This window comes from Chryseobacterium sp. StRB126, from assembly GCF_000829375.1.
In the GTDB taxonomy this organism is placed as follows: Bacteria; Bacteroidota; Bacteroidia; order Flavobacteriales; family Weeksellaceae; genus Chryseobacterium.
The window spans coordinates 482,497-495,467 of sequence record NZ_AP014624.1; the positions used below are offsets into that span (position 1 = coordinate 482,497).

General features: G+C 38.4%; 10 protein-coding genes. 7 read left to right on the forward strand and 3 right to left on the reverse strand.

Annotation, left to right across the window (positions count from 1 at the left end):
* Nucleotides 1-90: 90 nt before the first annotated feature.
* The 4 genes from CHSO_RS02160 (at nt 91) to CHSO_RS02175 (ending at nt 4,409) form a co-directional block, all read left to right on the forward strand.
* Nucleotides 91-798 (forward strand): LytR/AlgR family response regulator transcription factor, encoded by a 708-nt coding sequence (locus tag CHSO_RS02160; protein WP_045491881.1) that lies wholly within the window; start codon nt 91-93, stop codon nt 796-798.
* 159 nt (nt 799-957) lie between these two features.
* Nucleotides 958-1,437: a T9SS type A sorting domain-containing protein gene (locus tag CHSO_RS02165; protein ID WP_045491889.1), complete on the forward strand. Its 480-nt coding sequence runs from the start codon at nt 958-960 to the stop codon at nt 1,435-1,437.
* A 5-nt stretch (nt 1,438-1,442) separates the two neighbouring features.
* Complete coding sequence (locus CHSO_RS02170) at nt 1,443-3,992, forward strand: beta strand repeat-containing protein (protein WP_045491892.1); 2,550 nt, start codon at nt 1,443-1,445, stop codon at nt 3,990-3,992.
* Nucleotides 3,993-3,998: 6 nt separating this feature from the next.
* A complete protein-coding gene (locus tag CHSO_RS02175) occupies nt 3,999-4,409 on the forward strand; it encodes a hypothetical protein (protein ID WP_045491895.1) in 411 nt (136 codons plus the stop codon).
* Nucleotides 4,410-4,514: 105 nt separating this feature from the next.
* Here CHSO_RS02175 and CHSO_RS02180 read toward each other — a convergent pair whose 3' ends face one another.
* Entirely contained in the window at nt 4,515-4,949 is a 435-nt protein-coding gene (locus CHSO_RS02180; RefSeq protein ID WP_084221065.1) for an META domain-containing protein, read from the reverse strand.
* Nucleotides 4,950-5,035: 86 nt separating this feature from the next.
* On the opposite strand from CHSO_RS02180, the gene CHSO_RS02185 reads away from it, so the two are divergent.
* Nucleotides 5,036-7,240, forward strand: coding sequence for a S46 family peptidase (locus CHSO_RS02185; protein ID WP_045491898.1), 2,205 nt, complete (start codon nt 5,036-5,038; stop codon nt 7,238-7,240).
* Nucleotides 7,241-7,316: 76 nt separating this feature from the next.
* A complete protein-coding gene (locus CHSO_RS02190) occupies nt 7,317-7,793 on the forward strand; it encodes a YdeI/OmpD-associated family protein (protein WP_045491901.1) in 477 nt (158 codons plus the stop codon).
* A gap of 16 nt (nt 7,794-7,809) precedes the next feature.
* Here CHSO_RS02190 and CHSO_RS02195 read toward each other — a convergent pair whose 3' ends face one another.
* Entirely contained in the window at nt 7,810-8,091 is a 282-nt protein-coding gene (locus tag CHSO_RS02195) for a hypothetical protein (RefSeq protein WP_045491904.1), read from the reverse strand.
* Nucleotides 8,092-8,305: 214 nt separating this feature from the next.
* On the opposite strand from CHSO_RS02195, the gene CHSO_RS02200 reads away from it, so the two are divergent.
* Nucleotides 8,306-9,526, forward strand: a complete 1,221-nt coding sequence (locus CHSO_RS02200) for a spondin domain-containing protein (protein ID WP_045491907.1) — start codon at nt 8,306-8,308, stop codon at nt 9,524-9,526.
* Between the two features lie 68 nt (nt 9,527-9,594).
* On the opposite strand, the gene CHSO_RS02205 is transcribed toward CHSO_RS02200, so the two are convergent.
* Entirely contained in the window at nt 9,595-12,702 is a 3,108-nt protein-coding gene (locus CHSO_RS02205) for a non-ribosomal peptide synthetase (protein WP_052480465.1), read from the reverse strand.
* Between the last annotated feature and the right edge of the window lie 269 nt (nt 12,703-12,971).

The following is a 12,971-nucleotide window of genomic DNA, read 5'->3' on the forward strand; positions in this document are numbered from 1 at the left end:
TATGTCAGATTGTTTTGTAAAAAAGCAATAACTTTATGTAATAATTTTCTGATTTTTAAATATTTAACTTAAAAAAATCTCCAGAAGATCATGATTACCCATATTAGATGTATGATTATTGATGATGATGAACTGGACAGGCTGGTTCTTCAGCATTATATTAAACAGTATGAGAACATAGAAATTGTCGCTTCTTTTGATTCGGCAGAAAAGGCAATTCCGTATCTGGAACTTCCCATTGACCTTCTCATCACGGAAACCAACCTAAAAGACATGAGTGGTCTGGAGTTCCGAAAATTAGCCCATAAGATTCCTGCTTGTATCTTTGTAAGTTCTCATCCCGAACTGGCAGCCTATGTTTTTGAGATCAATACGCTGGATTTTATCACCAAACCTCTCACTTCAGAACGTTTTCATTATTCCATGCAGAGGGTTCTCGACTTTTTTAAAATAAAAGAAAAATGTGAATGCTATGATGCCATACTGGGACAAGAATGCATTAAGATCAAAGAAAGCGGGAACATTTCTCAGATCAGAAAAGCAGATATTCTTTATCTGGAAGCACTCAAAGATTACACCCGAATCATCACTCTTGAAAAAAAACACTGTATTCTTGATTCTTTGGGAAATCTTCTTCACAAAAGCTTTTTTGATTCTTTTGTAAGAATCCACAGAAGCTATGCTGTGCCCAAACATCTCATCCGTGGAAAAAGCTGTCATGAAATAGAGCTGATCCATCATATCAAGCTTCCCATAGGCAGAACGTATAAAAATAATCTGTCTTTCTTTGAGCCTTAAAAAAGGGATTCAATCTCAATAATAATTCACAAAACGCCATTGGTCGATTATTTCTGCCGTTGGTCTATTTTTCGGTTATCAGGTCATGATAGGTAGTAATTTAGTCTTCCCAAATTTCTTATGGAAAAACTTGAATTCATCACCTAAAAACCGTTATCCATGAAAAAAACATCTATTTATTCTCTCATCCTGTTTGCCTTTTCCTTCTCATTTCTGAAAGCTCAATCTGCAATTCTTGCAACCGGAATGGATGCTTCAGGAGGCAATGGCTCTGTTTCTTACAGCATCGGACAAGTGGCCTATCTTTATAAAGGAGCCGGAAATCAAATTCTGGAAGGGGTTCAACAACCTTATGAAATCATTTCACTTACCACTCGTGAAACAGCAACATCAGACCTAAAAGATATATTACTGTACCCTAACCCTTTCAAGGATTACCTATATCTGGATTTTACTATAAATAATTTTAAAGGAGCAGAATACCAGTTATTTGATGCTCAAGGTAAATTAATCCGAAAAGACGTGATCTTACAGTCCAAATCTGAGCTCAATTTCTCAGATATCCCTTCTGCCATGTATATCATCAAAATTAATCAGCATGGGGAAAACCTAAAAACGTTTAAAATCATCAAAAAATAATCACCATGAAAAAAATATTATTAATGTTCTGGATCCTGTACGGCTTCTTCATGGGGCTTTCACAGGCTCCTGAAAAAATGAGCTATCAGGCAGTTGTGAGAAACGGATCTGGGCAACTGTTAACCAATCAAGGAATTGCCATTAAGGTAAGTTTATTACAGGGCTCTCCTGCAGGTACACTTGTCTACTCTGAACGCCTCACTGGAAATACGAATGCCAACGGACTTATCACTATGGAAATAGGAACAGGAACGGTTTTATCAGGAATATTTTCTTCTATCGATTGGACTTTGGGAAACTATTATTTAAAAACAGAAACCGATCCTTCAGGAGGAACAAACTATACGATAGCGGGAACGAGTCAGTTATTGAGTGTTCCATATGCTATGTATGCAAAATCTGCAGGTGGTGGTGGAGGCAGCTTTGCCATTCCATACACCAATACAGTCAACAATCCATCTACTCTATTCTCTTTAATAAATGATGGAGACGGAACTTCATTGGAAGGGATTAATAATACAACCACCTCTAGTATTGCTGCCGTGAGAGGAATTGTAAGCAATACGGCACCAGGAGGATTTTCCACCGGAGTTCGGGGAATTAACAATGGTACAGGTGGACTGGGAATTGGCGTCTGGGGAAGCCAGGCAGGAAGTGGATGGGGGGTGTATGGAGTAACCCCTAATGGATTGGGAGTATACGGAAACGCAAGCGCTAACGGAACGGGAGTGTATGCCAACAGTAATACGGGAACAGGGCTTACAGCAACCAGTAACAATGGAATCCCTGCGAGTATTTCGATATTCAATAATGCCAATAACAATAATGCACTTAGTGTTTCTACCGTAGGAAACGGAACGGTTGTAAACGTCACAACATCAGGAAGTGGAGCTGGGGTAAACAGCACTACAGGAAGCGGTTTTGCGATACACGGAAGCACCTCAGCCCAAACTTCCGCGGGTATTGTAGGTGATAATACCGGAGCCGGTGAAGCTATTGTTGGTAGGACAACCAGTGATATCGCCGGAGCCGTGGTAGGCCGAAATGATGGTGGCGGGTATGGAGTAAGAGGATTTGTAGCTACCAGTACTGCAGGAACCGGTGTTGGGGTTTATGGACAGGTAGGTTTAAATAATAGCACAGGACGGGCTGGTAGATTTGAAAATTTTAATCAAACAAATACTGACGCTAATACTTTTGAAGTGCTATCTAACGGAAATGGAAACATCCCCGATAACACCAAAGGAAATGCCGCCTCTTTCCTACTCGATAATAACAATAGCGTTGGAGCTGCCGTAAGAGGAGAAGTAAATACTATTTTCGGAAATTTTGGTGCAGCGGCTGTCTTTGGAGTTTCTTCAGGTACTGGAGGACGTGCCGGATTATTCTATGCAAGTAATCCTGCCGGAAACGGAGCGTCACTTATCGCTTTAACTGATGGAAACGGAAATGCAATCACTGCTAATGCAGGAAAAGACGGAAACGGTGTTGAAACCAATATTGATGGGGCAGGAAATGCACTGTATGCATGGGTCCCTTCTTTTGCAACCGGAAGAGCCGGCAGATTTGAAATCTTCAACGACAATAATACAAGTGATGTAGTAACGGTAAAAACTGTAGGAAATGGTATTGCAGGAAATTTCAAAGTTGACAGGACAACCGGAACCTCCGCTGCCGTAAAAGGTGAAGTCAATTCACAGTTTGCTAATTTCGGAACGGCAGGAGTTTTTGGTCTTTCTTCTGGTACAGGAGGATATGGTGGGCTTTTCTACGCCAGTAATGCCGCTGGAAACGGTCCTTCATTATTAGCTCTAACTGATGGAAATGGAAATGGAATTACAGCCAATGCAGGCGGAAGTGGTGATGGTATTGAAGCTTCGTGTGATGGAAACGGAAACGCCATCTCTGGTTTTATTCCCAACTTTGGTACCGGTAAAGCAGGTAGATTTGCCAACTTCAACAATAGTAACGGCCAGCCGGTAGTACATGTAACTACAACCGGTACAGGCTCTACTCTACTTATCAATCATCAGGGACCATCCGGAAACATTGCGATCTATCAAAGTGCATCCGTGAATGTTGCCCGTATCAATAAATCCGGAACAGGGTTCTTCAACGGAGGAACACAAAATAGCGGTGCAGACGTAGCAGAAGCATTTGATGTAGAAGGAGCCATTTCCGAATATGAAGCTGGTGATATATTGGTTATTTCCACAAACTCTGACAGAACTGTAGAAAAATCTTCAACCCCTTATTCCACTCTTGTTGCCGGTGTATACGCAACCAAACCTGGAGTACTTTTAACAGAGGAGCATATTGATACAGACATTTCCAATAAAGTTCCTATGGGTGTTATTGGGGTTATCCCAACCAAGGTATGTCTTGAGAACGGAAGAATAAAAAGAGGCGACCTTCTGGTTACCTCATCCCAAGCTGGCATTGCCATGAAAGCCAATCCTAAAAAGGTAAAAATAGGACAGGTCATCGGAAAAGCTCTTCAGGATTATAACCAAAAAGAGGTTGGAAAAATTCAAGTATTAGTCAACATAAAATAAACCATTATGAAAACAGCATATATCATCTCATTATTACTCTTAAGCACTATTATTTATGCTCAGGAAAATAAACAGGCCACTCTTGTGGAAGATCAGACACAAGCTTTGAAGCAGATTAAAGAGCATGAAGCAAAACTGATGCAGGATGCCAAAGAAAATATAGAAAAGCAAACAGCTCATACAGGATTAACCTCTGACCGAGGACTGGAAGTAAAAAAACAGGAACAAAAGCCTAAAGTTTCCAACAGCTCAGGAGTTCCCCTTCCCAACACAGCAACACTCGAAGAAATAAAAAGAACAATTCCCAACAGACAGGCGTATCATAACACAATAAATTCTAGGAACACAAAATCAATTACCGGACTTCCCAATACTGCAACTTTAGAAGAAATAAAAAAGACAATTCCTAAAAACTAATAGCCCTAAAAAACCAGTAACCTCAAAAGCTAATAACCTCACTAGATTTTTCAAACAAAAGAAGTCCGCTCATTGGCGGACTTTTATATTTCAACATTGAGATGATTAATCCCAATCGGCAGCTACAAATTTCATTGTGTTTCCCTGATCATCAGACAACGTCAGAAAGTGTCCTTCTACAGTATATTTTGTCATGGTTTCAAATTCCTTCTGAAAAGAGGTTTCCAGATGCATATCCTGGCAGGCTTTCATGGTGCTTACTCCCTTGGAAATCTTCAGGGTTCCACCATTTTTAAATTCAGAAGTAAAAGACATCTGATTGCAGCCCATGTATGCACTCCCCTGAATCTTACCTTTTTCCATCTTTCCGGTCAGATTAATTTCAGCTTTATGGGCAATTAACTGATCTCTAGAAAATCCATCTAAAGAAACCAACATCCATTGCCTTTGAATGCTAGGATTTTTATCCGGCATTGCAGAGCAATTGAAAAGGAGTCCTAAGAATAAAATGGCAAAAAGGGGGAATAGTATTTTTTTCATGCTGATTATCATCCCATTTTCGTACCAATCCGGGACAGAATCTCATAAAAATTAGTAAATTAGCAACACAAAAATTATTTTATAAAATGAAAAGACTATTTCTACTATTCACTTTCTTACTGAGCTTTGCTCAGATGAGGGCGGATGAGGGGATGTGGCTGCTTATGCTCATCAAAAGACTTAACGGTGTTGATATGCAAAAAGAGGGTCTACATCTTACGCCTGAAGAGATTTATTCAGTTAACAATTCCAGTTTAAAAGATGCTATCGTAAGTTTTGGTGGTTTCTGTACTGGGGAGATTGTTTCTGATAAAGGACTTTTATTCACGAACCACCATTGTGGTTATGGAGCTGTTGCTGCTGCTTCTACTCCTGAAAAAGATTATCTGAAAAATGGTTTCTGGGCCATGAAACAGAAAGACGAGTTCAACGCTAAAGATCTTTATGTAAGATTTTTAGTAAGAATGGATGATGCTACTCAAAGAATCACATCCAAGCTAAACAACAACATGACCGGAGCAGAGAGAAAAGCTGTAATTGATGCTGAAACGAAAGCCATTCAAACAGAAAACTCTGAAAACGGAAAATATACTGTAGTGGTAAAAGATTTCTTCAACGGAAACGAGTTCTACTATTTCGTATACCAAGATTATAAAGACGTAAGATTAGTAGGTGCTCCCCCTTCATCATTAGGAAAATTCGGTGGTGATACTGATAACTGGGAGTGGCCAAGACACACTGCAGACTTCACCGTTTTCAGAGTATATGCTGATGCTGCAGGAAATCCTGCTGAATACTCTCCAAGCAACGTTCCTATGAAGCCTAAGCATTTCTTACCGGTTTCTCTTAAAGGAATTAAGCCTGGTGACTTCTCAATGATCCTTGGATACCCTGGTAGAACAAACCGTTATTTGACTTCTTACGGAATTCAGCAGATGGTCAACAAAGACTATCCGGCTTGGGTTGAAGCTTCTAAAACGGCTATGGACGTAATGAAGAAGTACATGGATAAAGATAAGGCTACTCAGCTTAACTATGCTTCTCAATATGCTTCTGTAGCGAACTACTGGAAAAACAGACAGGGAACCATTGATGCTGTTAACAAAAACGGCACCATTACTGATAAAAAAGCCATTGAGGACAAGTTTAAAGTATGGGCGGCTCAACCAGGAAATACTATGTATGATGGTATCCTAGATGATATTAGTGTATATTACAAACAAACTTCTGACAGAAATGTTGAAAGAAACTACGCTTCTCAATTCTTTAGAAATGCTAAATATATTTCTCTTGCTTTACAGGTAGGTTCTGTTTTAAAAACTTATGCTGCTCAGGATATGCAGGGAAGACTAGCTATGAAAGCTAAAACTGAAGCTGCAATCAAAGCTGCTTATGAAAACTTCAGCCCTTCATTAGAAGGAGATATGCTGGCTTCAATGACTAGCCTTTACCAGGCAAGAGTAAATAAGGATGTTGCTTCTGCTACAATTTTAGGATTAGATGCTAAAACAATTTCTAACCTTGCTTACTCTTCAATTTTCGCCAACAAGACTTCTGCTACAAACTTTTTATTAAACCCTGATGCATTAAAGCTTGATGCTGATCCACTTTGGAAAGCAGCAAACGGTATTGTTGCAGATCAGAAAATGAGTAATGAAAAATACGTTAAAGTAGATGATAACTTTGCAAAAAACAATCGTCTATTCTTAGCTGGTTTAGTAAAAGCGATGCCTGAGAAGAAATTCTATCCGGATGCAAACTCTACGATGAGATTAACTTATGGTACGGTAGATAAACTTCCTATCAGAGAAGACAGAAACTACTTCGGAGTTACTGATAACTATTATACAGATATGTCTGGTCTTGTTGGAAAATACAAGAAAGGTGATGAAGAGTTCGATTTACCTCAAAGAGTAATTGATCTTTACAACCTTAAAGATTTCGGACAGTATGCTGATGCAAAAGGTTATATGCCTGTAAACTTCCTTTCTAACAATGACATTACAGGAGGTAACTCTGGTTCTCCGGTAATTGATGGAGACGGAAACCTTATCGGTATTGCATTTGACGGAAACAGCGAAGCTTTAAGCGGTGATATCGTATTTGAACAAGAATGGCAGAAAACGATCAACGTAGACGTTCGTTTCGTTCTTTGGACCATTGATAAATTTGCTGGTGCAAGAAGATTAGTTGATGAATTAAAGCTTGTAAGAGATGCAAACACTCCGGCTGATACAAAAACTAAAAACTCAGGTACTACAACAACGCCTAAGAAAACAAAGAAAAAATAATCTCATCTGATCTATTTTTGAAACCGTGAAAGTAATTTTCACGGTTTTTTTATTTTTGAATATTAAAATAACGCCCATGAATTCTAAGCCTATATTATTCACAGCCATCATTAAGCAAAACGGAGAAATGAATGCTGCTTTTGTGGAATTTCCTTTTTCAACAGAAGAATTATTCAACAAAAAAGGACAGGTGAAAATTAAAGTATTGTTTGACGACAAGGTTGAATACCGTGGAAGCCTGGCCAAAATGAAATCTGACTGCCACCTATTAGGATTAACCCAAGACATCAGAAAGCAACTTGGAAAAACTTTTGGGGATGAGGTTACCGTTTCTCTTATGGAAGATAAAGAAGAGCGGATTGTGACGATTGCTGATGATATTACATCCGCCTTTAATGAAAATCCTGATGCAAAAGAACTATTCGATAAAATGAGCTACACTCATAAGAAGGAATATATCCGTTGGATTGAAGAAGCTAAAAAACCTGAAACAAGAGAAAACAGAAAGGTAAAAATGATTCAGATGATTATAGAAGGAAAAAAGGGAATATAAACCACTTATTTCCCTATTACCATTTTACTTCTGCTTCCAAAAATTGACTTCCTCCTCCATTGGTTACTGTCAAAAAACCATCATAATTAACAACCTTTACCCCAAGATCGTTAATTATCTCTTTAAAATACCCTTTCATTTTTACATGATCAAACTGCCATAGAAATTGTGCAGACTGCCCTTTTTGATTCTGAAAAACCAATGAATTCAACTTATTTTCAACTCCGGATGATTTAAGATCTATCACTACGCTTTCATTGGCCACAAAGTCCTTAGCTAATACCATAAAATTATTCATTTGCTGTTCTTTTGATTATCAATTTTTCATTATCCTGGCCAAAGATCTTGATCTGTAGCGACAGAACTCGACGTATTATTTTATAAAGTAAAAATCTCCACAAACCCCACTAATTTTCACCATTGTAAAAAATAGTTGATCTTTTTTTGTCAGGATTTCAAAAAGTGTCCGACTACATTCTTAACAGCAAGTTATAACTATAAAAAATTATTTTATGAAAAAGATCTTTTTTAAAATCACAGCATTCGCTACAGGAATCATCGCTGCATTTACTCTTTTATCATGCAACGATTCAGACAATAACATGATGGATAATTCTCTTCAAAGAACGATTACCTTTGAAAATATTGTTACTCCTAAAGACTTTGTAGAAAGTGGAAGCTTTCAGGGAACCGGAGCAGTACCCGTTATTTTACCTGGGCAATCTGTATTCATAAAGTTTAGTGCAGGAAAAGCACAGGCTCTTATGTTTGCTACTATGTACGGAGCCTCTAAAGATTGGTTCTTTGCTTCTCAACAACCGGGAATCAAACTTTTCGACACCAGTGGAAAAGCAATTACGGGAGATGTTTCTTCAAGCGTATTACTATGGGATAATGGAACAAAAGACAATACCGGCCAGCCGGAAAGTAAACCCATCACTCAGGTTCCCAATGTAAACGCCCCACAACTGATGAAGCTTAATCTTGACTACAATGAGATGACTTCTGAGTTTACTCTAACCATCACCAATACTTCAGGCGGAACAGCTAATGAAACGCCTTTTTCTCCCGGAGTTTGGGCTGTTTCCAATTACAATGGCTCTCAACTACTTAACAGTGCCCCATTCTTTACTCCTAACTCTTTATCCAATCCTGAAATTACGGATATAGCCCAGATGGGAAATATTGATAAAATGAAAGCAAAGCTTAGCTCTAATACAGGGATTATGACAGGTCTTTCTCCTGCTTTGGTAGTCATTTATCGCGGAGATAAAAACCCAGTCTATGAATTAGGAAAAATGGATAACGGAATGGGATTAAAGGAAATTGCTCAATTTGGAAATGTAAGCAAACTTCAAAACAGTTTAAAATCTTTTCCAGGCATTAAAGGAATCTATGTTGCAGGAAATGCCCCTGTTCCCCCTGGAAATAAGGTCATGATAAGCTTCAAGGCAGATCCAGGCGATAAAATTACTTATGTCACCATGTTTGGTTTTTCCAATGATTGGTTCTACGCAAATGAGACAAATATTGATGCGGCTATAAAAGGTGATCTTAGTTCAAAAACAGCTTTATTTGATTCCGGCACCGGAGTAGATCAGTATCCAGGAGCCGGAAACCGTCAGGCTTTATTTGGTGGAACTCCACAAAGTGAGACGATGGTTATTTCAAAGGTTGGAACTCAATATCCTGTTCCGGCTGTACAGAATGTGATTAAAGTGACCGTGAATTAAATTTGTAATTAGGAGTAAAAAACCAGACGAAAATTCGTCTGGTTTTTTTATGTTGATGTTTCAAAAAGTTATGAAGCTGAAATTCCGAGAAACTGTAAATACACATCCAATATCTTTTTATCAAACACAGGTTCTTTAATGCCTGATCCTTTCAAAAATTGAATTACATTGGAACAATCCCAGATATAAGTATTTTGGTAAAGCTCCACCGTAGACAGTCCTTCATGCATATTATCTCTGAAAAGACTGGTTAGTGGATACAGTCTGTTTTTACTATCATCTTCCCATTGTTTTCTCCATTCTTTGTAAGGAAGATCTTTGAGTGGGAAAGGATAGTATTTCTTCATTAGCCCGAAGAACTCTTCTAAAGTAAGATTCGTTTCCGGGCTGGCAATTAGGTTGAACTTCTTCCCTATCGCTTCTTTATTCCTTGTAATGTAAGCCATAGACCTGGTCATATAATCTACCGTAATTAAACCTTCTCTAAGCTCAGTGAGTGCGGGATAAGATTTAAACTCTATACAGTTTTTCACCAGTCCGGACCACCATTGATAAGCAGCACTGGCTCCCGTTTTGCTGTGACACATGGCATATCCGAGACGGTAAGTAATCAATGGCAGTCCTTCTTTTGCGGCCAAATCAGCCACGGCTTCCATCACCCATTTACTTCTTACATAGCCAATGTCTTTGCTTACTGACATCAGGTTTTGTTCAATATCATCGGATTCAAGCATTACTGTTTTTCCTGTAAATACATGTCCCCAGCTGTATACGGAAATGGTTGACAACAAAGCAAGACATTTTGTTCTTTCTGCTCCTGTCAGTTTTATGATTTCCCTTAACCCTTCTACATTCGGAGCTTTCATATAGGAATAAGGTTCAATAAAGTTAACTGAGCTTCCGGAGTGATAAATCAAATCGGTTTGTTTTGCCAGCTTTGTAAATGTTTCTTCTGACAATCCTAAGGATGGCAAAGCCAGATCTCCGATAACAGGAATAATTCTTGATTTCTGTTCTATATTTTGAGGAATATGATATTGCTTAAAACATTTGTCAATTTTCTCCATTGCATTAAACTCATCCTGAGCTCTTACAAGACAGTAAATATCAGCATTTGTAGTATCCAAAAGTTCCTGCAGCAGGTGTATTCCCACAAATCCTGTAACACCCGTTAAAAAAATGGTAGTGGGATTTTCCACCTGTTTAGGATCAAATCCACCTGCAAAAACAGTACCTGGAGCAAGATAAACATCCTTCTGAAGCTCAACATATGGTTCTACATCTTCCGTTGGGATTGCTTCCCTGGTTTCTCGGGATCTCTCAATAAGAACTTCCGACAGCTGCTGTAATACCGGATACTGATATATATCCCGCAGATAAACCTTCACATCAAGCTTTCTTTGTAAAGTTACAGCAACGGTTGCTACCAACAGAGAATTTCCTCCAATATCAAAAAAATTATCTGTAATATTAATAACAGGACGCTCCAATGCAGAAGACCAGACATCTACAATGATTCTTTCTGTCTCGTTGGTGGGTGGCTCAAATGAAATCAGTTCTTTCGCTTCTTTATCGGCCAGATCTTTTAATACCTTACTATCAGTTTTGCCATTTGCCGTTAATGGAATTTTATCTATAAAAATAATTTGTGCGGGAATCATATAGCCTGGAAGTTCTTCTTTCAATGCATTTCGGACAGATGAAATATCTGTTGTTGCTCCGGGATCTAATACAACAAAAGCAATCAGATATTTGGTGCTTCCTTCCGTTTCTTTACCAATAACCACAGCTTCTCTGACTTCTTTCTGCTGGGTCAATGAACGTTCTATCTCTCCCAATTCAACCCTGAATCCACGAATTTTCACCTGGTTATCAATCCTTCCTAAGAATTCAATATCACCATCCGAATTCCATTTGGCGAGGTCTCCTGTACGGTACAGTTTTTCTTTTTCATTGAATGGGCTGGTAATAAACTTAACCTCTGTAAGTTCTTTATTATTAAGATATCCATTGGCTAAAAGATTTCCTCCAATGCATAACTCTCCTGCAGCTCCTACCGGCAGCAATTCCATATTATCACTTAAAATATAGGCTTTTGCATTGGCAATCGGCCTGCCTATTGAGGAAACATATTTCCCGTTAATATCTTTCACTTTTTTGAATGTTGCAAATACGGTACATTCGGTAGGTCCATAATAATCTATCAGTTCGTAGCTTAATTCTGAGGTAAGTACTGGTTTTAATTTTTCACCTCCTGTAAAGAGATATTTCAGTTTCAGATCATTATAGTTACTGGAATAATTAACAACTGGCGGAGCCAAAACAGTGGGTACAAAACCGTGTGTAATCTGATTTCTTCTATAATAATCAAGCAAAGCAAGTGCATCTGTTCTGTCTTCATTATCAGCAATAAAAATAGTGGCTCCGGAAGTAAGAGCAGACCACGTTTCCCACACAGAGATATCAAATGCCAACCCTGCAACAAGAGTTAATTTTGAGCTATGATCCACATGAAAATGATGATTATGCCAGGTTACCAGATGTTGTATAGCCTGATGGCCTACCATTACACCTTTGGGCTTACCCGTTGAGCCCGAAGTATAAATTGTGTATGCCAAGGCGTTCTGATGAATGTTAATTCCAGGATTTTCTGAAGGTAAACGATCAAGATTTTCCATAGTACCCAGATCAAATACTTTTGTCTTTTCGGTTTCTGATAAAAGGTCTTCAAGAATTTGATTGGTAATGATAAGATCAGCAGAGGTATCGGAAAGAATATATTCTACTCTTTTGACAGGATAAGCAGGATCTATGGGAACATAGGCTGCACCTGTTTTGATTACCCCAAGTACGGCAATAATCCATTCCAAAGAACGGTCTAACCAGATGGGAACATATTTTCCTTCTTTGATACCACGACTCAATAATAGATTGGCCAGCTGATTGCTTCTTTGGTCCAGCTCTCCATAAGTAATCTCCCGATTCTGGTAAACCGCAGCAGTCTTATCAGGATGAAGGATTGCCTGCTTACGGAAAAGAGATTCCAATGTTTCTTCGTGATGGTAATCCCAAATGGTTTTATTAAATCCATTTAAAAGTTTTTCTCTGTCTTCTGAGGACATTAATACAGCCGAACTTATTGACAAGGTTTCTAATGAGGGAATGATGTTTGACATAATAATTTGATTTGGTTTGATTTAAAACTTTGTAAAATGGGTTTGCCACTATAGAAAACATATAAAAAGTAAAAACATGAGGGATAACCATCGTTTATTTACTGAATGTGTTTACTGGCAACTTCTCAAAACTGAATGATACAGACTATAAACCGATTCCCTCTATGAGCGGAACGGAAGACAGTATTCAAACGTTATGTAGGGTATTCGAAAAAGAAGAAAGAATATATTCCGTCTATCCTTTGTAAGTGGATACACCTCCTATGCAG

Excerpts from the sequence above, each read along its gene's own strand:
- CHSO_RS02180 (WP_084221065.1), bottom strand. The coding sequence starts at position 4,949 with ATGAAAAAAATACTATTCCCCCTTTTTGCCATTTTATTCTTAGGACTC.
- CHSO_RS02195 (WP_045491904.1), bottom strand. The coding sequence starts at position 8,091 with ATGAATAATTTTATGGTATTAGCTAAGGACTTTGTGGCCAATGAAAGC.
- CHSO_RS02170 (WP_045491892.1), top strand. The coding sequence starts at position 1,443 with ATGAAAAAAATATTATTAATGTTCTGGATCCTGTACGGCTTCTTCATG.
- CHSO_RS02160 (WP_045491881.1), top strand. The coding sequence starts at position 91 with ATGATTACCCATATTAGATGTATGATTATTGATGATGATGAACTGGAC.
- CHSO_RS02175 (WP_045491895.1), top strand. The coding sequence starts at position 3,999 with ATGAAAACAGCATATATCATCTCATTATTACTCTTAAGCACTATTATT.
- CHSO_RS02165 (WP_045491889.1), top strand. The coding sequence starts at position 958 with ATGAAAAAAACATCTATTTATTCTCTCATCCTGTTTGCCTTTTCCTTC.
- CHSO_RS02185 (WP_045491898.1), top strand. The coding sequence starts at position 5,036 with ATGAAAAGACTATTTCTACTATTCACTTTCTTACTGAGCTTTGCTCAG.
- CHSO_RS02200 (WP_045491907.1), top strand. The coding sequence starts at position 8,306 with ATGAAAAAGATCTTTTTTAAAATCACAGCATTCGCTACAGGAATCATC.
- CHSO_RS02190 (WP_045491901.1), top strand. The coding sequence starts at position 7,317 with ATGAATTCTAAGCCTATATTATTCACAGCCATCATTAAGCAAAACGGA.
- CHSO_RS02205 (WP_052480465.1), bottom strand. The coding sequence starts at position 12,702 with ATGTCAAACATCATTCCCTCATTAGAAACCTTGTCAATAAGTTCGGCT.